General features: G+C 71.3%; 20 protein-coding genes. 7 read left to right on the top strand and 13 right to left on the bottom strand.

Going from position 1 to position 19367, the window contains the following annotated elements:
* The first annotated feature begins 99 nt into the window (after nt 1-99).
* Nucleotides 100-1899: an acyl-CoA dehydrogenase gene (locus G6039_RS16985; protein WP_029541844.1), complete on the top strand. Its 1800-nt coding sequence runs from the start codon at nt 100-102 to the stop codon at nt 1897-1899.
* Between the two features lie 32 nt (nt 1900-1931).
* On the opposite strand, the gene G6039_RS16990 is transcribed toward G6039_RS16985, so the two are convergent.
* Nucleotides 1932-2519: a dihydrofolate reductase family protein gene (locus G6039_RS16990; protein ID WP_029541846.1), complete on the bottom strand. Its 588-nt coding sequence runs from the start codon at nt 2517-2519 to the stop codon at nt 1932-1934.
* 82 nt (nt 2520-2601) lie between these two features.
* Here G6039_RS16990 and G6039_RS16995 point away from each other — a divergent pair, with 82 nt between their 5' ends.
* Nucleotides 2602-3216, top strand: a complete 615-nt coding sequence (locus G6039_RS16995; RefSeq protein WP_029541848.1) for a TetR/AcrR family transcriptional regulator — start codon at nt 2602-2604, stop codon at nt 3214-3216.
* On the opposite strand, the gene G6039_RS17000 is transcribed toward G6039_RS16995, so the two are convergent.
* Entirely contained in the window at nt 3185-3673 is a 489-nt protein-coding gene (locus G6039_RS17000) for a CinA family protein (RefSeq protein WP_006936080.1), read from the bottom strand. The genes G6039_RS16995 and G6039_RS17000 overlap by 32 nt on opposite strands.
* 80 nt (nt 3674-3753) lie before the next feature.
* On the opposite strand from G6039_RS17000, the gene G6039_RS17005 reads away from it, so the two are divergent.
* The gene (locus G6039_RS17005) at nt 3754-4809 is read left to right on the top strand and encodes a carboxylate-amine ligase (protein WP_029541850.1); all 1056 of its coding nucleotides are present in this window, start codon (nt 3754-3756) and stop codon (nt 4807-4809) included.
* On the opposite strand, the gene G6039_RS17010 is transcribed toward G6039_RS17005, so the two are convergent.
* Both G6039_RS17010 and G6039_RS17015 read right to left on the bottom strand, forming a co-directional pair.
* Nucleotides 4781-5536: a pyrimidine reductase family protein gene (locus tag G6039_RS17010; protein ID WP_029541854.1), complete on the bottom strand. Its 756-nt coding sequence runs from the start codon at nt 5534-5536 to the stop codon at nt 4781-4783. The genes G6039_RS17005 and G6039_RS17010 overlap by 29 nt on opposite strands.
* Before the next feature lie 37 nt (nt 5537-5573).
* Nucleotides 5574-6068, bottom strand: coding sequence for a flavin reductase family protein (locus G6039_RS17015; RefSeq protein WP_006936074.1), 495 nt, complete (start codon nt 6066-6068; stop codon nt 5574-5576).
* An 83-nt stretch (nt 6069-6151) separates the two neighbouring features.
* Here G6039_RS17015 and G6039_RS17020 point away from each other — a divergent pair, with 83 nt between their 5' ends.
* Complete coding sequence (locus G6039_RS17020) at nt 6152-7705, top strand: YhjD/YihY/BrkB family envelope integrity protein (RefSeq protein WP_006936072.1); 1554 nt, start codon at nt 6152-6154, stop codon at nt 7703-7705.
* Nucleotides 7702-8007: a DUF3618 domain-containing protein gene (locus G6039_RS17025; RefSeq protein ID WP_006936071.1), complete on the top strand. Its 306-nt coding sequence runs from the start codon at nt 7702-7704 to the stop codon at nt 8005-8007. Before G6039_RS17020 ends, G6039_RS17025 begins: the two co-directional genes overlap by 4 nt.
* Nucleotides 8008-8098: 91 nt before the next feature.
* Here the strand turns inward: G6039_RS17025 and G6039_RS17030 are convergent, their stop codons facing one another.
* The 8 genes from G6039_RS17030 to G6039_RS17065 all read right to left on the bottom strand — a co-directional run bounded on the left by G6039_RS17030 (nt 8099) and on the right by G6039_RS17065 (nt 16735).
* A complete protein-coding gene (locus G6039_RS17030; RefSeq protein ID WP_006936070.1) occupies nt 8099-9991 on the bottom strand; it encodes a propionyl-CoA synthetase in 1893 nt (630 codons plus the stop codon).
* A 127-nt stretch (nt 9992-10118) separates the two neighbouring features.
* Nucleotides 10119-11621, bottom strand: a complete 1503-nt coding sequence (locus G6039_RS17035; protein WP_029541857.1) for a carboxyl transferase domain-containing protein — start codon at nt 11619-11621, stop codon at nt 10119-10121.
* A gap of 61 nt (nt 11622-11682) precedes the next feature.
* On the bottom strand, nt 11683-12873 hold the full coding sequence (locus G6039_RS17040; protein WP_029541861.1) for an ABC transporter permease: 1191 nt from the start codon (nt 12871-12873) through the stop codon (nt 11683-11685).
* Complete coding sequence (locus G6039_RS17045) at nt 12870-13760, bottom strand: ABC transporter ATP-binding protein (RefSeq protein ID WP_006936067.1); 891 nt, start codon at nt 13758-13760, stop codon at nt 12870-12872. Before G6039_RS17045 ends, G6039_RS17040 begins: the two co-directional genes overlap by 4 nt.
* Nucleotides 13761-13792: 32 nt before the next feature.
* On the bottom strand, nt 13793-14338 hold the full coding sequence (locus G6039_RS17050) for a hypothetical protein (RefSeq protein ID WP_006936065.1): 546 nt from the start codon (nt 14336-14338) through the stop codon (nt 13793-13795).
* Entirely contained in the window at nt 14335-14625 is a 291-nt protein-coding gene (locus G6039_RS17055; RefSeq protein WP_029541869.1) for a helix-turn-helix transcriptional regulator, read from the bottom strand. The genes G6039_RS17050 and G6039_RS17055 overlap by 4 nt, the downstream gene beginning before the upstream one ends.
* A gap of 101 nt (nt 14626-14726) precedes the next feature.
* A complete protein-coding gene (locus G6039_RS17060; RefSeq protein WP_006936062.1) occupies nt 14727-15101 on the bottom strand; it encodes an RNA-binding S4 domain-containing protein in 375 nt (124 codons plus the stop codon).
* The gene (locus G6039_RS17065; RefSeq protein WP_043797771.1) at nt 15098-16735 is read right to left on the bottom strand and encodes an ABC-F family ATP-binding cassette domain-containing protein; all 1638 of its coding nucleotides are present in this window, start codon (nt 16733-16735) and stop codon (nt 15098-15100) included. The genes G6039_RS17060 and G6039_RS17065 overlap by 4 nt, the downstream gene beginning before the upstream one ends.
* 86 nt (nt 16736-16821) lie before the next feature.
* Here G6039_RS17065 and G6039_RS17070 point away from each other — a divergent pair, with 86 nt between their 5' ends.
* On the top strand, nt 16822-17646 hold the full coding sequence (locus G6039_RS17070) for an aldo/keto reductase (RefSeq protein ID WP_029541875.1): 825 nt from the start codon (nt 16822-16824) through the stop codon (nt 17644-17646).
* Nucleotides 17647-17794: 148 nt separating this feature from the next.
* Nucleotides 17795-18301, top strand: coding sequence for a pyridoxamine 5'-phosphate oxidase family protein (locus G6039_RS17075; protein ID WP_006936055.1), 507 nt, complete (start codon nt 17795-17797; stop codon nt 18299-18301).
* 109 nt (nt 18302-18410) lie between these two features.
* Here the strand turns inward: G6039_RS17075 and G6039_RS17080 are convergent.
* On the bottom strand, nt 18411-19367 hold a 957-nt coding region (locus G6039_RS17080; RefSeq protein ID WP_164528088.1), incomplete at its 5' end, for a S1C family serine protease.

Genomic DNA, 19367 nt, shown 5'->3' on the forward strand with positions numbered 1-19367 from the left:
TGGTCCGTTGACATCATGCACCGTCGTTGCTGTACTAAGTGAGCGCTTAGTGAATCTGTGGCCGCTGAGTGAATCCGTGGCACTGTGAAAGGAACCTCCATGCCCGCTCCCGTCCTGTCCCGGCGTGACCTCGACTTCCTGCTCTACGAGTGGCTGAACGTCGAGTCCCTCACCGCGCGGACGCGGTTCGCCGAGCACTCACGGGAGACGTTCGACGCCGTCCTCGACCTCAGTGCGGACATGGCCACCAAGCACTTCGCGCCGCACAACAAGAAGGCGGATGCCCAGGAGCCGCGGATCGGCGACGACGGCAAGGTCGAGATCATCCCCGAGGTCAAGGCGGCGCTGGAGCTGTTCGCCAAGGCCGGGCTCATCGGGTCCTCGTTCGACGAGGAACTCGGCGGCATGCAGCTGCCGGTCACCGTGCTGCGTGCGGCGATGGCCTGGTTCCAGGCCGCGAACGCCGGCACCTCGTCCTACCCGTTCCTCACCGTCGGCAACGCCAACCTCATCGCCACCCACGGCAGCGAGGAGCAGATCGCCACGTACGTGCCGTCCCTGCTCGAGGGCCGGTTCTTCGGCACCATGTGCCTGTCCGAGCCGCAGGCCGGATCGTCGCTGGCGGACATCACCACCAAGGCCGTGCCGCAGGACGACGGCAGCTACCGGCTCACCGGCACCAAGATGTGGATCTCCGGCGGCGACCACGAGCTGTCCGAGAACATCGTCCATCTCGTGCTCGCGAAGATTCCCGGTGGTCCGGCGGGGGTCAAGGGCATCTCGCTGTTCATCGTCCCGAAGATCCTCGTCGGCGGGGACGGGCAGCTCGGCGAGCGCAACGACGTCGCCCTCGTCGGTCTCAACCACAAGATGGGCAACCGCGGCACCACCAACACGCTGCTGAACTTCGGCGACGGCACCTTCACCCCCGGCGGTCGCGCCGGCGCCGTCGGCTACCTGCTCGGCGAGCCGCACAAGGGCCTGGCGTACATGTTCCACATGATGAACGAGGCCCGCATCGGCGTCGGGTTCCTCGCCACGTCGCTCGGCTACGCCGGCTACCTGCAGTCCCTCGAGTACGCCCGCACCCGCACCCAGGGCCGCCCCCTCGGGGACAAGGACCCGTCGTCGCCGCCCGTGCCGCTGATCGAGCATGCCGACGTGCGCCGGATGCTGCTCGCGCAGAAGGCCTACGTCGAGGGCGCGCTGGCGCTGGGGCTGTACTGCTCGACGCTCGTCGACGAGCAGCAGACCGCCGAGGACGAGGAGGCCCGCACCCGCGCCGGGCTGCTGCTCGACATGCTCACCCCCGTCGCGAAGTCCTGGCCGTCGCAGTGGTGCCTCGAGGCGAACAGCCTGGCGATCCAGGTGCACGGGGGCTACGGCTACACCCGCGAATTCGACGTCGAGCAGTTCTACCGGGACAACCGCCTCAACCCCATTCACGAGGGTACGCACGGCATCCAGGGGCTGGACCTGCTCGGGCGCAAGGTGGTCATGCAGGGCGGGGCGGGGCTGGCGCTGCTCGGCGAGACGATCGGGCGGACCGTCGCGCGGGCCGTCGACGCCGGGGGCGACGCGGCCCGCTACGCCGGGCAGCTGCAGGCGGCGGTGACGCGTGTCGCGGCGACCACCGCACGGCTGTGGTCGACCGGCGATCCCGAGGTGGCGCTGGCGAATTCGTCGGTGTATCTCGAGGCCGTCGGGCATGTGATCGTCGCGTGGATGTGGCTCGAACAGCTCCTCGCGGCCGGGACCCGGGAGGGCGGCTTCTACGACGGCAAGCGTGCCGCCGCCCGGTACTTCTTCGCGTTCGAACTGCCGAAGACGGGTCCGCAGTTCGACCTGCTCGACAGCCTGGACCGGACCACGCTCGACACCGATCCCGCCTGGCTCTAGGCGGCTGCGCCGCCGGTGTGTCCTTTGGGCGGTCAGGGCCGCCCAAAGGACACACCGGACGCGAAGCGGCACACCGTGACGCCGCTGTCGAAGGTCTTCGTCTCGAGCCGGGTGAAGCGGTGCGGCTCGAACCCGCGGCGGAACAACGGGATTCCGTCGCCGACGACGATCGGGTTCACCTTCAGCACCAGTTCGTCGATCTCGGGCAACAGCGCCCCGGCGAGCGAGCCCCCGCCGCACAGCCAGATTCCCAGTCCCTCCTGGCGTTTGAGGTCGCGGACGTACTCGAGCGGATCGGTGGCCACGAGCGTGACCGTCTCGTCCGGCGCCTGGGTCATCGTCGTCGTGAACACGTACTGCCGCAGGTGCGGGTACGCGCTCGTCAGCCCGGCGGCGCGGGCGGGCTCCCACGTGCGCCGGCCCATCACGACGGCGTCGAAGTGCTTCGGTGGTCCCTCGATTCCGAGGGGTCCGCGGGTGTGGACCGGAAACGTCTCCGGAAACTCCCGCAGGAGGTATCCCATGTGGTCGCCCTCGACCGGGAAGAAGTCGAATCCGCCGGCCGGGTCGGCGACGAAGCCGTCGAGCGTGGTCGCGACGTAGTAGGTCAGTTTTCGCACGAAGGGCTCCTCGGATCGTCGACTACAACACCTGTGGTGGTCAAACTACAACAGGTGTTGTAGTCGATGCTAGAGTTTTTTCATGGCAGCGAATCCGGAGCGCCGAGCACAGCTCGCGGATGCCGGCCTGCGCGTGCTCGGCGCGGACGGCGCCCGCAAGCTGACCCACCGCGCCGTCGACCGGGAGGCAGGAGTGCCCCTGGGCACCTGCGCGAACTACTTTCCGACGCGGGACGAACTGCTCGGCGCCCTCGGTGCGCGCATCTTCGAGCGGCTCGCCCCCGACCCGGACCGGCTCGAGGCGCTCGCCGGCCGGACCCCGAGCGTCGACCTCTACATCGACTACATGCGATACCTCGTCGAGCGCACCACCGCCCAGCCGGACCTGACCGTCGCCCTGATGGAACTGCGCCTCGAGTCCCGCAGAAGCCCGGGACTCGCCGAGGTGCTCGGCGCGACGCTCTCCCGCAACTATCGGCTCGACGTCGAATTCAACGACGCCGCACAGTTACCCGCCACCGCGCTCGAGGTCGCCCTGCTGCACTACGCGGTCGACGGGCTGCTGCTGGACCTGCTCACCACCTCGATCGGTGCCGACGCCACACCCGACGAACTCGTCACCGAACTCGTCACCCGCCTGCTCGGCCGGGCGGGCACCGGCCCGCTCAGCTCGCCGCGCGGTCCGCGAGCAGAGTGAGCGCGTGAAAGACCGTTTCGGCCAGCACGTCCTCGGGCTCCCCCGGGAAGAACTTCTCCTCGGCGTGCGTCGGCCCGCGCCCGGCCACGGCGAACCACACCGTGCCCGGCTCCTGCCCGTCCTGGCTGTCCGGGCCGCCCGCCCCGGTCACCGCCACCGCGAGGTCGGCGCCGAGCAGTTCGACCGTCGACTCGGCCATGGCGCGCGCCGCCGCCTCGCAGACCACCGGGCCCTCCGGCACCCGCAGCAGCGAGTGCTTCACGGCCCGGGAATAGGCGACGATGCCGCCCCGGAACCACCCTGCGCTGCCCGGCGCGGCGCCCAGCCGGGCGGCCAGGGCGCCGGAGGTGAGCGACTCCGCGCACGCGACGGTCAGATCGCGGTCGGCGGCGAGCTCGCCGATCCGCTCGGCCGTCGCGCTGGACCGTGCGGATCCTTCGGGAACGTCGTCGGGCATGGGGAACTCCTTCCGCCGGATGCTGTCCGGACTCTACCGGCCGGCGTGTCGCCGCCGGCGGCAACGGGTAGCCCGCAACCATGAACCCCGAAACCTCCGGCGCGGCGCCGGGCGACGGCGTCACCATGGGCGTGGAGGAGGAATTCCTCCTCGTCGACCCGGCGACGGGTCACCCCGCGCCGGGGTTCGACGCGGTGTGCGGCCGGCTTCCGGGGGTACCCGGGGTGACGTTCGTCGGCGAACTGCACCCGACCCAGATCGAGGCCGTGGGCGGGGTGTGCCGGACCCTCGCGGAGCTGCGGACCCGGCTGACCTCGTCCCGCTCCGCGCTCGACGCCGCAGCCCGCCGATGCGGGCTGCGGTTCGCCGCCGTCGGGGTCCCCGAGTCCGACGCCGGACCCGGCACCCTCGTCGCGGCGGGTCGGCGGGCCGCCATCGCCGAGCGGTACCGCGCGCTGGTCGACGACTACCACGCCTGCGGCTGCCACGTGCACGTCGGCGTCGCCGACCGCGACACCGCGGCAGCCGTGGTGAACCATCTGACCCCGTGGCTGCCCACGCTCGTCGCGCTCGGCGCCAACTCCCCGCGGCACGGCGGCCGCGACACGGGCTACGCGAGCTGGCGCATCGTGCAGCAGAGCCGGTTTCCCGGCTTCGGTCTGCCCCCGTACCTGCGTTCGGCGCAGCACGCCGCCGCTCTCGTCGCCCGCCTGGTCGACGCCGGGGTGCTGCTCGACTCCCGGATGACGTTCTGGCTCGCCCGGCCGTCGGTCCACGTGCCGACGGTGGAGATCCGCGCGGCCGACACCGCCCCAACGGTCGACGGCACGGTCCTGCAGGCGGCCCTGGGCCGGGGCCTGGTCGGCGCCGCACTCGACGATCTGCGCCGTGGCGTCGAGGTGCGGCCGGTCGAGCCGGACCTCGGTGCGGCGGCGGTGTGGAGCGCCGCCCGGTACGGTCTCGACGGCCCGGCGGTGGACGTGCACACCGGCACCCGGATCCCGGCCCGGGACATGCTCGCCCGCCTGCTGGACCGCGTCGCGCCGACGCTGCGGGACCACGGCGATCTCGACGTGGTGCAGAAGCTCCTGGCGGGGCCCCGCCCCGTCACCGCTCCCCGCGTATCCACCGGGTGAGGACCGTGCCGTCGTCGTCGGCGAGGACGTGGGCGGGCCGCATCGACGTCACCGCCGTCTGCGGGGCGGTGGCGATGCGTCCCTCCGGACCTGCGGCGAGCAGCGGCGCCAGCGTGAGGCACAGGTCGTCGACCACGCCGTCGGCGATCAGCTGACCGAACAGCCGCGGCCCGCCCTCGCACAGCGCGCGGGTCCAGCCCGCCGCGGCCAGCGCGTCGCGCACCGCGTGCCCGTCGATCGAATGCTCGGCGATCACCCGCACGTCCGCGCCGGCGGCGGCGAGAGAGCGACGACGGGTCCCGGGCGCGGTCTCGCACGTGAGGACGACCGGCGCGACGGTGGTGTCGGTGAACAACCGGCACCCGGGGTCCAGGTGGCATGTGGCGGTGACGACCGCGACGGGCGGCACCTCGCTCAGGCCCGCCTCGAGGCGCCGCTCCCGCAGCGCCGCGCTGGTGCGGGCACCGCCGTAGTTCTCGCCGCGTGCCGTGCCCGCGCCCACGACGATCACGTCGGCCAGGCCCCGCAGCAGCCCGAACACCTTCTTGTCCGACGGCGTGCCGAGCCCACCCGAGCGTCCCTCCACGGCGACAGCCCCGTCGAGGGAGGAGACGAAGTTGACCCGGACCCATGGCGACCGCAGATCGGCCGGATACGCGTAGAGGGCCCGCAGTTCGTCGTCGTCGAGCGGACGGGCCGGGCAGGTCGGATCGTCGAGGCGCCGCATCGCTCGATCACACCACGCGTCGCGGCGCCGTGGGGAATCAGGGCGCGTGCCCGGCGTCGAGGTCACGGACGTCGCCGTGCCGGATCACGTCGTTCAGTTCGCCGTGGCACTCCCCGCCGTCCGGGTCGAGCAGGAATCCGACGTGGTCGCCCAGCGCGGCCCGGCCGACGACCCGTCCGATGAACCACGCCGGGACGCCGTCGAGGACGGGCAGGCCGTGCGGGCCGTCGTGCCACGCGCATCGCGAGAACTTGTCCACCTCGTCGCCCGTCTCGCCGCCGAACAGGCGCGCCAGGGGGAGCTGGTCCCGTCCCAGTACGTGGACGACGAGATGCTCGGCGGCGGTGGCCACCCGGAAGGTGCGGTTCGAGGTGGACAACCCCACCAGGAACCGGGGTGGGTCGATGCTGGCCTGGGTGGCGAACCCCACCAGGCACCCGGTGCGCTCCTCGAGGACCCGGGTGGTGACGACGAACACCGGTTGATCCAGGCGGCCGACGATCGAATGGAACACCTTGTGTGCACTCGTCATGCCTTCATTCCTACGCCGCCCGGCCTCCTGTTCCGGCCGGTTGCGGCGTTTGGTCCCCACCGTGTACGGGTAATCGCGGCAACATGACGGCCAAACACGGCGACCCCGACGTGGCGGAGGACTTCCCGCGACCGGACGATTCTCGCAAACCCGACTCGCCGACCGACCTGACGAAACCGTCGTGGAAGTTCGTGCTGCGCAAGACCGCTCGCGAGTTCAGTCATGATCAGTGCACCGACCTCGCCGCCGCGCTGACGTACTACGCCGTGCTGTCCCTGTTTCCGGCGCTGCTCGTCGTCGTGTCCCTGCTCGGCGTGTTCGGCCAGGGACAGAGCACCGTGGACGCGGTGATGCAGATCGTCGAGGATCTCGGCCCGGCCACCGCCGTGGACACGCTCCGCGGCCCGGTCGAACAACTCGTGCAGGCGCCGGCGGCCGGGTTCGCGCTCGTCGTCGGTATCGCCGGTGCGCTGTGGTCGGCGTCGGGTTACGTCGGCGCGTTCGGCCGCGCCATGAACCGCATCTACGAGGTCGACGAGGGACGCCCCATCTGGAAGCTGCGGCCGTGGATGCTGCTCATCACCGCCCTCGCGCTGATCGCGATGGGCGCGACGGCCCTCATGCTCGTCGTGAGCGGTCCCGTGGCCCGGGCGATGGGGGACGTGATCGGGCTCGGCGAGACTGCGGTGACGGTCTGGAACATCGCGAAGTGGCCCGTGATCCTGATCCTGGTGATCATGATCGTCGCCGTGCTGTACTACGCGACGCCGAACGTGACGCAGCCGAAGTTCCGCTGGATCAGTGCGGGTGCCGCCATCGCGATCCTCGCGTGGATCGTGGCGTCGGTCGCGTTCGCGTTCTACGTCTCCAACTTCGGCAGTTACAACGAGACCTACGGCTCCCTCGCCGGCGCGATCGTGTTTCTCCTGTGGTTGTGGATCACCAACCTCGCGCTGCTGTTCGGCGCGGAGTTCGACGCCGAGCTCGAGCGTGGACGTCAGCTGCAGGCCGGCATCGAGGCGGAGGAGACGCTGCAGCTGCCGCCGCGGGACACCCGCAACATCGAGAAGAACGAGGAGAAGCGGCAAGAGGACATCGACCGCGGCCGTGAACTCCGCCTTGCGCACACCGCGTCGGCCCGCGAGGGCGCCGACGACGATGCGGAGGGCGACAGATCGGACCGAGACGTCGCACCACACCGAAAGGACTCGACGATGACCGCGTCCCCCGGCGGCACGCACAGTGCCACGGACCCCAGCGAACTGTCCACCGCGCAACTGATCGAGCGGCTCACCACCCAGGTGCCGACCCTGGTGCGCACCGAGGTCACCCACGCCCTCGACGAGGTGAAGGCCAAGGGCACCCGGATGGGCGTCGGCGTCGGCATCGCCGGTGCCGGGCTGATGCTGATCTACCTCGGCGTCGGCGCCCTCATCGCGACCGCGATCCTGGGGCTCGCCACCGTGCTCTCCCCGTGGCTGGCCGCGCTGATCGTCTCGTTGATCGTCCTGGCTGTCGGCGGCACCCTGGCCGCCGTCGGCAGGTCGCGGGCCAAGAACTCGGCCCCACCGGTACCCAGCGAGACGGCGGAGAGTATCCGCAAGGACGTGAACACCGTGAAGGAGCATGTGCGATGACCGGTCCCGACCCCGCACGCAACACCGAGGCCGCCGACGCGGTGCCCAGCGTCGAGCAGCAACGCGCCGAGCTCGCCGAGACGGTGGAGGCCCTCGCCCACAAGGTCGACGTCCCGGCCCGCGCGAAGTCGGCCGCCCAGGAGAAGGTGCACGAAGTCCAGGTGAAAGCGCAGGAACGTCCCCAGATCGTCGCGGCCGTCGTCGGCGGCATCGTCGCGGCCCTCGTCGTGGGCCGGGTGGCGCGCCGCCGCGGCAAGCGCAACGGCAAGCGCAAGGTGGTGCGCCGCCGCCGCAAGCACTGAGCGGGAGGTCTCCTTATCGAGAGGGAGGTTGTTGCGGCATCGCCCGAAAGGGCTCCGCAACAACCTCCCTCTCGACGTTGCGAGCGGCGAGCTATCCGCGCAGTTGCTGCTCGAGCGCCTCGAGCACCGACGGGTCCTCGATCGTCGACGGCACGGTGTACTGCTCGTGGTCGGCGATCTGCCGCATCGTCTTGCGGAGGATCTTGCCGGAGCGGGTCTTCGGCAGCGCCTGCACCACGGTCACGTCACGGAATGTGGCGACCGCGCCGATCTGCTCGCGCACCATCGCCACGAGTTCCTGCCGCAGCGTCTCCGGGTCGATCTCGACGCCGGACTTGAGCACCACGTAACCGGACGGCCGCTGGCCCTTGAGCTCGTCGCGGATGCCGACGACCGCGCACTCGGCGACGGCCGGGTGCGACGCCACCACGGCCTCCATGCTTCCGGTCGAAAGCCGATGGCCGGCAACGTTGATGACGTCGTCGGACCGGCCGAGGACGAACACGTAGCCGTCCTCGTCGACGTAGCCGGAATCGCCGGTGAGGTAGTAGCCCGGGAAGGTCTCCAGGTACGACCGCCGGTAGCGGTCCTCGTCCTGCCACAGCCCGGTCAGGGTGCCCGGGGGCAGCGGCAGAGCGATCACGATGTTGCCCTCGGTGCCGGCTTCGACGGGCTTGCCCTCGGCATCGACGATGTCGACGCGGTAGCCCGGTACCGGCACGGTGGGCGAGCCCGCCTTGATCGGCATGGGGTCCAGGCCGCGCAGGTTCGCGGCGATCGCCCAGCCGGTCTCGGTCTGCCACCAGTGGTCGACGACGGGCCGGTCGAGTACCTTCGTCGCCCACTCGTAGGTGTCCGGGTCGAGCCGCTCGCCCGCGGCGAAGAGCGTACGGAGGGAGGAGATGTCGTAGTTCTCCAGCTCCTTCGCCTCGGGGTCGGCCTTGCGGACGGCGCGGATCGCGGTGGGCGCGGTGAACAACGCGACGACGCTGTTCTCGTTGATGATCCGCCAGAACGCGCCGGCATCCGGTGTGCCCACCGGCTTGCCCTCGTACATGACGGTGGTCGCGCCGATCAGCAGCGGGCCGTAGACGATGTAGGAGTGGCCGACGACCCAGCCCACGTCGGACGCGGTCCACCACACGTCGCCGGGGGAGATGTCGTAGATGTTGCGCATCGACCAGGTCAGCGCCACCGCGTGCCCGCCGTTGTCGCGCACCACGCCCTTCGGCTTCCCCGTGGTGCCGGAGGTGTAGAGGATGTACAGCGGGTCGGTGGCCGCGACGGTGACCGGCCCGGCCGGGTCCGCGTCGGCGGTGAGCTCGTCCCAGTCGAACCACGTGGCGACGGAGGCCTTGTAGTCGGCGGCCGAGCCCGGGATCATCTCCCGGTTCTTGACGATCACGGTGTGCGGCGGGGTCTGCGACAGTGACAGTGCCTGCTCGACCATGGGCAGGTACTCGACGGTGCGGCCCGGCTCGAGGCCGCCGGAGGCGGTGACGAGCAGCACCGGCCGGGCGTCGTCGATGCGGGTGGCGAGTTCCTTGGCGGCGAAACCGCCGAACACCACCGAGTGCACGGCGCCGATGCGGGCGCACGCGAGCATCGCGATCGCGGCCTCCGGGATCATCGGCATGTAGATCACGACGCGGTCGCCGGCGACGACGCCCTGATCGCGCAGCACCCCGGCGAAGGCCGCGACCTCGTCCAGCAGCTCGGCGTAGGTGTAGGTGCGCTTGGCGGGGACCATCGCCGAATCCCAGATCAGGGCGGGCCGGTCGCCGTGTCCGGCCTGCACGTGCCGGTCGAGGGCGTTGAAGCTGGTGTTGAGCGTGCCGTCGGGGAACCAGCGGAACGACGGGGCCTGCGAGCCGTCGAGGGCGCGCGTCGGCGTGTTCACCCAGTCCACGGCGCGGGCCGCCTCGAGCCAGAACCCCTCGGGGTCCTCCACGCTCTGCCGGAAGGCCTCCGCGTACGAGCTCATCGATTCGCATCCTCTCTGACCACAGCCTGTGACGCTGACCACCCTATTCGAGAGCCCCCGGGGTGAGGCACTGCCCGTTCGGCCGGTGCGCCGGGCGGCGCCTCGGCGTCGGTGAGCGGGCACGCGGCTACCGGGGCAGCCCCAGCTTCCGGTAGCGCTCGAGCCGCCGCCGGTATCGCAGCGTCGGGTCCTGGCCGACGAGCACGCCGAGTTCGCGGGCGACGGCGGCACCGACACGCTTGGCGAACTCGGTGGGCTCCTCCGCGGCATCGGGGAACTCGGGGATCACACCGTCGACGACACCGTCGCGCAGCAGGTCGCGGGAGCGGATGCCCTGAGCCGCCGCCATCTGCGGGGCGTGGGTGGTGTCGCGGTGCACGATCGCGCTGGCGCCCTCGGGCGGCAGCGGGGCGAGCCAGCCGTTCTGCGCGCACAGCACCCGGTCGGCGGGCAGCAGCGCCAGCGCGCCACCGCCGGTGCCCTGCCCGAGGAGCACCGACACCGTGGGCGTCGGCAGGGTCACCAGGTCGGCCAGGCAGCGGGCGATCTCCGGTGCGAGTCCGCGTTCCTCGGCCTCCTTGGACAGCGAGGCGCCGAGCGTGTCGATCACCAGCACGAGGGGAAGGCGGAGTTCGTCGGCCAGCCGCATCGCGCGCCGCGCCTCGCGCAGCGCGCCCGGACCCATCGTCCGCGCTGCGGACTGCCCGCTGCGGTCCTGGCCGAACAGCACGCACGACGCGCCGCGGAACCGGGCGAGCGAGACCAGCACGGTGCGGTCGGACTCGCCCTGCCCGGTGCCGGACAGCGGGACCTGCGCGGCCGCGGCATGCCGCAGCAACTGCCGGATGCCGGGACGCTCCGTCCGGCGGGAGAGCATTACCGACTGCCACGCCGGCACGTCGGGCACGTCGTCGGCGGAGGTGACCGCGGGACCTGCGGACGCATCGATGACCGTCGGCTCGGTGAGCACGCGGAGCATCCGGTGCACGAGCTGGCGGACCCCGGCGAGCGGCACCACCCCGTCGATCACGCCCTTCTGGGACAGGTTCTCGGCGGTCTGCACGCCCTCCGGGAAGGCCTCGTGGTAGAGCGCCTGGTAGACGCGGGGGCCGAGAAAGCCGACGAGCGCGCCGGGTTCGGCGGCGGTGACGTGCCCGAGCGAACCCCACGACGCGAACACCCCGCCGGTGGTGGGGTTGCGCAGGTACACCAGATAGCCGAGGTGCGCGGCCTTGTGAGCGGTGACGGCCGCCGCGATCTTGACCATCTGCACGAACGCGAGGGTGCCCTCCTGCATCCGGGTGCCGCCGGACGTGGGGGAGGCCAGCAGCGGCAGCTTCTCGCGGGTGGCGCGTTCCACGGCGAGGACGATGCGCTCGGCCGCGGCCACCCCGATCGACCCGGCGAGAAAAGCGAACTCGCAGGCGATCACCGCGACGTGCCGGCCGTGCACGGTTCCGACGCCGGTGATCACGGACTCGTCGACGCCGGACTTCGCCGCCGCGGCCTCGAGCTCGGCGCGGTACTGCTCGTCGGGGTGCACGTCGACGGGGGCGGTGTCCCAGGAGTGGAAGCTGCCCGCGTCGAGCACGCTGTCGATGAACTCCTGCGCCGAGATCCTGAGGGCCATGGCACGACCCTAGCCGTGCGTCCTTCGGGCGCCTCCAGGCTCCCGAAGGACGCACCGGCGCCTACCGGCCGATCGCCTCCTTCCAGGTGACCACGCGGCCGATGCGCAGGATGGACCGGCGGTAGATCCGCGCCCCGACCACGCTCAGGGCGCCGGTCACGAGCAGCATCAGCACGATCGTGCCGACGATCTGCAGCGGGGTCGCCACGCCGGAGGCGATGCGCAGCGGCATCAGGATCGCCGAGAACGGCGGGATCCAGCTCAGCACGGTGCTCCACGTCGACTCGGGGTCGTCCACGGACGAGAAGGCCGCGAAGAACATCGCGACGATGAGCACCATCAGCGGGGACGCGGTGGCGTTCACGTCCTCCTGGCGCGACACCATCGAGCCGGCCGCGGCGTAGAGGACCGCGAAGAACGCGAACCCGAGGACGAACCAGCCCAGTGTGCCGGCGAGCGTGCCCAGGGCCGCGCCGGTGACGGTGAGTGTGCCGGTGGCGAGACCGGCCCCCACCCCGGCCACCCCGTATGCGGTGAGCTGCAGCAGACCCACCGCACCGATGCCGAGGATCTTGCCCCACAGCAACTGCAGCGGGCGCAGCGTCGACAGCAGCAGCTCCACCACGCGCGACGACTTCTCCTCGACCACGCCCATCGCCACGTACATCCCGAACATCATGATCTGCATGTAGAGCAACACGACCGCCGCGATCGCCAGGGTGGTGCGCTGCGCCTGCTCCGGGTCCGGCGGGTCGAGGGCCTCGACGGTCACGGTGGCGCGGGCGGTGTCCGCCGCCAGCGCGGACGGGTCGACGCCGCGCGCGGTGAGGGCGTCGACCTGCGCCTGCTGCGCGACGGCCGTGTCGATCGTCGCGCGCACGGCCGGGTCGATCTCCGATTCGGCGACGGCGGTGACGGAACCCGCCGGGCCCGGGACCAGCGCGACGTCGAGCTCGCCGTCGCGTACCCGGTCGCGGCCGGTGCCGGCGTCCGGGATCTCCGTGACGTCGACCGGGCTGCCCGTGGCTTCTCCGACGGCGGTGACGGCGGCGCCGAGGGCCGGGTCGCCGACGACGCCGACGGTGGCGGGTTCGTCGTCGCCGGAGAACAGCGACACGGCGACGATGCCGCCGACGATCGCGAGCAGGATGATCGCGTTGCTGATCAGGAAGCTCTTCTTGCGGATCTGGGTGAGGAACTCACGGCGGGCCACCAGCGCGACGGCGCGGGCGGGACTCAACGGGGCGCTCACGCGGCGACCACCTCTCGGAACAGGTCGGTCAATGTCGGCCGACGAACGGAGAACTCGTGCACCGGGCCGGTGGCGAGCGCGGCCCGGAGGATCTGCTGGTCGTCGGCGCCGTTGCCGAGGACGAGGACGGTGCGCCCGCCGCCGTGCGCGACGGTGGTGACGCCGGGCAGCCCGGCGGCCCAGCCCTCGGGGGCCTGTGGGGCGTGCACCTCGAGCCGAGCCTCACCGTGGCCGCGCAGTTCGTCGACGGTGCCGACGGCGCGCATCGTTCCCTTGGAAATGATCCCGACACGGTGGCAGAGCCGTTGCACGAGATCGAGCTGGTGGCTCGAGAAGATCACCGGGACACCGGTTTCGGCCTTCTCCATCAGCACGTCGCTCATGACGTCGACGGCGACGGGGTCCAGGCCCGAGAACGGCTCGTCGAGGACCAGCACCCTCGGGTCGTGCACCAGGGCGGCCGCGAGCTGGACCCGCTGCTGGTTACCGAGGGAGAGCGCGTCGACGGCGTCGTCCACCCGCTCGGCGATGCCCAGCCGGCTCGTCCAGCGCGTCACGGCGGCATCGGCCTCGGAACGGGAGAGTCCGTGCAGCCGAGCGAGGTACGACAGTTGCGCGCCGACCTGCATCTTGGGGTACAGCCCCCGTTCCTCCGGCATGTACCCGATGGTGCGGCGCACCTGGAGGTCGACGGGCCGGCCGTCGAGCCGGACCTCACCGGAGTCGGCGGCGAGCACCCCGAGGACGATCCGCATGGTGGTGGTCTTCCCGGCGCCGTTGCTGCCGACGAAGCCGAACAGCTCACCGGGCCGCACGTCGAAGGTGACGTCGTCGAGCGCGACGACGTCACCGTATCGTTTCGAGACACTGTTGATCGTGAGCGTCACGTTTCCTCCGTCTTCTCGGGTTGTTCTCTGCGTCAGTCGGTTTCGTCGGGATCGGGGTTGTTCCAGGCGAGGATCATCGCGGGCAGGCAACCGCCGATCAGCGTCGCGGTCAGCGTCATGAGCCCGCCCGCATAGGCCATCCTGGGATGCATGCCGTCGGTCAGCACGCTGCCGACGACGAGGTAGAGCACCGGAATCATCACCAGGGACTGGGTCACGGTCAGGGCGATCGAGCGAGCGCTGTTGCGTTCCTGGATCTCCCGCTCGTCGAGGGCCGCGCGCGGTGCGTCGCCCTGCCGGCCCGAGACGATCTGCAGCGAGATCCAGAGGGGGAAGAACGCCAGGCACGCCGGCAGCCACAGCAGTGGTCCCCGTTCGAAGAAGTGGCACAGCACGCCCACGGTGAACATGAGAACGAACGTCGCGGCGAGGGCCACGACCAGGATTCGGCGGCGTCGACGAGTGCGCCAGCGCGGCAACATGTTCCGGAACTTTTCTTCGTTCCTCAGGAAGCGCCGGGTGCGGAAGGCCTCGTACCGTTCGAGGAGGGTGGCGTCGTGCACGGGCATCTCGGTCACTGTGCGTCACGTCCTTCGGTTGCGGTGCGGATCCGGTACACCTCGGTGGACAGCGGCCCGAACTCGGTGCGGGAGAACACGGCCTCGACCGGGAGGCCGAAGACGTCGCAGATGCGGAAGGCGAGGTCGAGGCTCGGGTAGTGGTCGCCACGCTCGAGGGCGCCGACGGTCTGGGGATTGACCTCGACGAGCTGCGCGAGCTGCGCGCGGCTCATCCCGCGTTCCGCGCGCAGGACGCGGATGCGGTTGTGGATCGGCAGGGTTTCCCCCCGACGTACCGGACTCATACAACGAAGTATTGTAAAAACCCAACGAACGGTCAAGCGGTGTCGACGCGTCCGCGCGGCAGGCAGCACCCCGGCGCGCCGCCGAAAGACCCGCGGGAGTCCTACTCGAGCAGCCCGCGGAGCCGGTCGAGCTCGCGCCGGTCCCGCTTGGTGGGCCGGCCCGTGCCGCGGTCGCGGCGGGGAATCGAGGCGAGGATCTCCTTGGGTGGGGGAGGGGGACTGTGGTCCTCGTACGCCTGGGCGGCGACCGGCGCCCCCACCCGCTTGGCCAGCAGCTGCGTCACCCGCACGATCCGTTCCGCCCCGGCCACGCGCACCCGCACCTCGTCGCCGACCTTCACGGGCTGCGACGGCTTCGCGGGGGCGTCGTTGACCCGCACGTGCCCGCCGCGGCACGCGGCCGCGGCGGCGGACCGCGTCTTGAACAGGCGCACCGCCCAGGTCCAGCTGTCCACCCGGACGCTGCCCGCCGTCATGCCGGCTCCTCCGTCAGCCGCCCCTCGTCGAGGTGCCACCGGCGGGTCGAACGGGTGTTGGCGAGCATCCGGCGATCGTGGGTGACCAGCAGCAGCGTGCCCTCGAAGCTGTCGACGGCCTGCTCGAGCTGCTCGATCGCGGGCAGGTCCAGGTGGTTCGTCGGTTCGTCGAGCACCAGCAGGTTCACCCCGCGGGCCTGCAGCAGGGCCAGTCCGGCCCGGGTGCGTTCGCCCGGTGACAGCGACGACGCGGACCGCAGCACGTGGTGGCCCCTGAGCCCGAACTTGGCGAGCAGCGTCCGCACCTCCGCGTCCGGCCAATCCGGCACCTGCGCGGCGAAGGCGTCCACGAGCGGCTCGTCGCCCTCGAACAGCGCACGTGCCTGGTCGATCTCGCCGATCTTCACGCCCGACCCGAGGGCCGCGGTGCCGGTGTCGGGCCGGATCCGGCCCAGCAGCAGGCGCAGCAGCGTCGTCTTCCCGGCGCCGTTCGGGCCGGTGACGACGATCCGGTCGCCCCACTGCACCTGCGTCGTGACGGGGCCGAGCACGAAGTCGCCGCGGTCGACGCGTGCGCCGTTCAGGGTGGCCACCACCGCACCGCTGCGCGGCGCCGCCGCGATCGACATGCGCAGCTCCCACTCCTTGCGCGGCTCCTCGACGACGTCGAGCCGCTCGATGCGGCGCTGCGTCTGCCGCGCCTTCGCCGCCTGCTTCTCGGTGGCCTCGGCGCGGAACTTCTTGCCGAGCTTGTCGTTGTCCTTGGACTTGCGGCGGGCGTTGCGGACCCCGTGCTCGAGCCAGTTGCGCTGCATCCGGGCGCGATCCTCGAGCTCCTGCTTGGTGTCCGCGTACTCCTCGTAGGTCTCGCGGGCGTGCCGCCGAGCCACCTCGCGTTCGACGAGGTAGGCCTCGTAACCGCCGTCGTACACCGCGATCTGTTGCTGCGTCAGATCCAGTTCGACGATCCCGGTGACCGTGCGGGCCAGGAACTCGCGGTCGTGGCTGATCACCATCAGCGGGGTGCGGGTCTCGGCGACGAATCGCTCGAGCTGATCGAGGCCGGCCAGATCGAGGTCGTTCGTGGGTTCGTCGAGCAGCAGCACGTCGTACCGGGACAGCAGCAGGGCCGCCAGCCCGGCCCGCGCCGCCTGTCCCCCGGAGAGCCCCGTCATGGGCGCGTCCAGCCCGACCTCGAGGCCCAGGTCGGCGACGACCTTCTCGGCGCGTTCGGCGAGATCCGCGCCGCCGAGCGCGAGCCACCGTTCCAGGGCGGGGGTGTAGTCGTCGACATCGGTGGTCCCCAGCGCCTCGGCCGCGGCGTTCATCGCGTGCTCGGCGTCGGTGACACCGGTCCGTCGGCCGAGGAAGCCGAGGATCGTCTCGCCCGGGACGCGCTCGGGTTCCTGGGCGAGATACCCGACGGTGGCGTCGGGCGGGCTGAGGACGACCGTGCCGGTGACGTCGGCGGTGCCGACCCCGGCGAGCGTCGTGAGCAGGGTGGACTTGCCTGCGCCGTTGGCGCCGACCAGGCCGATCACGTCGCCGGGCGCGACGGTCAGGCTCAGGTCGGTGAACAGGGTGCGTTCGCCCCGGGAGGCGGACAGGCCGCTGATGCGCAGTGTTGCAGTCACCTCTCGATTATCCCCACGCGCGTCGCGGGGTTTCCGGATGGTGGGATGCGGGGAACACCGGGCGGCCGGAACGGGTTGGGCCGATCATGACCGTTCCCACGATCACCCTCAACGACGGCAACACCATTCCGCAGCTCGGCTTCGGCCTGTGGCAGGTCGAGGACGAGCAGAGCTACGACGCGGTGACCGAGGCGCTGCGGGTGGGCTACCGCAGCATCGACACCGCGGCCCTCTACGGCAACGAGGCCGGCACCGGCCGCGCGCTGCGCGACTCGGGCGTCCCCCGCGACGAGCTGTTCGTCACCACCAAGCTGTGGAACAGCGACCAGGGCTACGACTCGGCGCTGCGCGCCTTCGACACGAGCCTGGGCAGGCTCGGCCTCGACTACGTCGACCTGTACCTGATCCACTGGCCGGCGCCGGCCCAGGACCGCTACATCGACACCTTCCGCGCCTTCCAGAAGATCAAGGCGGAGGGCCGCGCCCGCTCGATCGGCGTCTCCAACTTCCGGGTCGAGGATCTCGACCGGCTGATCGACGCCGTCGGCGAGGTCCCGGCCGTCAACCAGATCGAGCTGCATCCGCGGTTCAACCAGGCCGAGCTGCGGGCGTATCACACCGGCAAGGGCATCGCCACCGAGGCCTGGAGCCCCCTCGGCCAGGGCACCGTGCTCGAGGACCCGACGCTGAGGTCGATCGCGCAGGCGCACGGCCGCACCGTCGCGCAGGTGATCCTGCGCTGGCACATCCAGCTCGGCACCATCGTCATCCCGAAGTCCGTCACGCCCGAGCGCATCGCGAGCAACTTCGACGTCTTCGGTTTCGAGCTGACCGCGGACGACCTCGACCGCATCCGCGAGCTGCACGACGACGGCGGCCGCATCGGCGGCGATCCCGCCACGTTCTCCTGATCCGCGGGGCCGGGGCGGTGGCCGAATGTGACACGCGTTCGATCTGATCGACGCAGTGTGACATTCGGCCCGGGCGGGCGATGAGTTCTCCCGGTCCGACCGGTCCGTATCGATACGGGCTCCGGCCGGAGCCGGGAGAGGAGTCGTCGTGAGCACACCTGTCACCACCACCGTCGATGCCCGCTTCGGGGACGAAGGGGAGCCGCCCCTGCCGTGGACCGACACGGAGGAGCTTCTCGAGTCCGCGCAGCTGTACTGGCTCAGCACGGTCCGGCGCGACGGCGTACCGCATGTGACACCGCTGATCGGACTGTGGCACGCGGGCGGATTCGTCTTCTGCACGGGCCCGGGCGAGCAGAAGACGCACAACCTCCGGCACAACGATGCGGTGGCTGTCACCACGGGCGTCGCGACGTGGGCGGCCGGCACGGACGTCGTGGTCGAGGGGCGGGCCCGGCGCGTCACCGACGGCGACGCGCTGCGCGACGTCGCCGAGGCGTACTACGTCAAGTACGGCCAGCAGTGGCGGTTCGAGGTCCACGGCGACGCCGTCGGGCCGGTGGACGACCCGGGCTGGGTCTTCCGCGTCGAGCCGAGCAAGGTGCTCGTCTTCGCCAAGGGGCCGTTCGGGCAGACCACGCACCGGTTCGCCTGACCGCCCGTGCCGACGGCCCGTTTCCGGCCGGATGTCACATTGCTTCGATCCGATCAAACGCATGTCACATTCGGCCACACAACCGCGCGAGCACCGCGCCGGTCGCCTGTCAGCGGGGCGGGCCGGCGTCCAGCGTGAGCGTGGCGGTGCGTCGCTGCCCGGCGGCGTCGAGCCAGCCGATCTCCACGCTGTCGCCCGGCCGTCGCGCCATCAGCATTTCCTCGAGGTCCGCCGTGGACGAGACCGGGCGCCGGTCGAACGCGACGATGACGTCGCCGATCTCGAGGTCGGTGCCGGCGGCCGGGGTGCCGTAGCCGACCCACAGCACTTCGGCGCCGGTCTCCTGGCCGCCGGTCCGGCCGGTGGTGACGCTCACGCCGAGCAGCGGGGTCGGGCCGACGTGCACCGTCCCGGCGCTCGTGCCGGTACGGACCTGGTCCACCACGTCGAGGGCGATCCCGATGGGCACCGCGTACGCCTCGGGTGGGTCGGGGACGACGGCCGGATCCGGTTCCAGGGCCCCGGCGGTGTTCACCCCCACGACGGTGCCGAACGCGTCGACGAGCGGACCCCCGGAGTCCCCGGGCCGGATCGCCGCGTCGACCTGCAGCATTCCGCTGAGCCGGCGCAGGGATCCGTCCATCGAATCGCGCACCGACACCGTCTTGTCGACGGCGACGACCGTGCCGGGCGCAGGCACGACGACCCCGCCGCCGTCCGCGTTGCCGAAGGCGGTCACCGGCGCTCCCGGTTGCGGAAGGGGGCTCTCGGTGACGGCCGCGACCGGCAGGCCGGCGGCGGAGCCGAGTTGCAGTACGGCGATGTCGAGGGTGGTGTCGTAGCCGAGCACCGCGACGTCGTAACTCGCACCCGTGTGGGGGCTGACCGCGCTGATGTCGGTGGCGCCGGTGACGACGTGGTGGTTCGTGAGCACCGTGCCGTCGGCGGTGAGGACGATGCCGGTGCCCGAGATGCCGCGCCAGCCGCGGTTGGCGGAGAGGGTGACGACGGCCGGCGTGATCCGTGCCGCCACCTCCTCGGTGGTAGGCACGACGGGCGGGGCGGG

Source organism: Rhodococcus aetherivorans, assembly GCF_011058165.1.
Lineage (GTDB): Bacteria > Actinomycetota > Actinomycetes > Mycobacteriales > Mycobacteriaceae > Rhodococcus > Rhodococcus aetherivorans.

What these genes read in the sequence shown, in the direction of transcription:
- G6039_RS16985 (WP_029541844.1), top strand. Translation starts at nt 100, where the DNA reads ATGCCCGCTCCCGTCCTGTCCCGGCGTGACCTCGACTTCCTGCTCTAC.
- G6039_RS16995 (WP_029541848.1), top strand. Translation starts at nt 2,602, where the DNA reads ATGGCAGCGAATCCGGAGCGCCGAGCACAGCTCGCGGATGCCGGCCTG.
- G6039_RS17000 (WP_006936080.1), bottom strand. Translation starts at nt 3,673, where the DNA reads ATGCCCGACGACGTTCCCGAAGGATCCGCACGGTCCAGCGCGACGGCC.
- G6039_RS17005 (WP_029541850.1), top strand. Translation starts at nt 3,754, where the DNA reads ATGAACCCCGAAACCTCCGGCGCGGCGCCGGGCGACGGCGTCACCATG.
- G6039_RS17010 (WP_029541854.1), bottom strand. Translation starts at nt 5,536, where the DNA reads ATGCGGCGCCTCGACGATCCGACCTGCCCGGCCCGTCCGCTCGACGAC.
- G6039_RS17015 (WP_006936074.1), bottom strand. Translation starts at nt 6,068, where the DNA reads ATGACGAGTGCACACAAGGTGTTCCATTCGATCGTCGGCCGCCTGGAT.
- G6039_RS17020 (WP_006936072.1), top strand. Translation starts at nt 6,152, where the DNA reads ATGACGGCCAAACACGGCGACCCCGACGTGGCGGAGGACTTCCCGCGA.
- G6039_RS17025 (WP_006936071.1), top strand. Translation starts at nt 7,702, where the DNA reads ATGACCGGTCCCGACCCCGCACGCAACACCGAGGCCGCCGACGCGGTG.
- G6039_RS17030 (WP_006936070.1), bottom strand. Translation starts at nt 9,991, where the DNA reads ATGAGCTCGTACGCGGAGGCCTTCCGGCAGAGCGTGGAGGACCCCGAG.
- G6039_RS17035 (WP_029541857.1), bottom strand. Translation starts at nt 11,621, where the DNA reads ATGGCCCTCAGGATCTCGGCGCAGGAGTTCATCGACAGCGTGCTCGAC.
- G6039_RS17055 (WP_029541869.1), bottom strand. Translation starts at nt 14,625, where the DNA reads ATGAGTCCGGTACGTCGGGGGGAAACCCTGCCGATCCACAACCGCATC.
- G6039_RS17060 (WP_006936062.1), bottom strand. Translation starts at nt 15,101, where the DNA reads ATGACGGCGGGCAGCGTCCGGGTGGACAGCTGGACCTGGGCGGTGCGC.
- G6039_RS17070 (WP_029541875.1), top strand. Translation starts at nt 16,822, where the DNA reads ATGACCGTTCCCACGATCACCCTCAACGACGGCAACACCATTCCGCAG.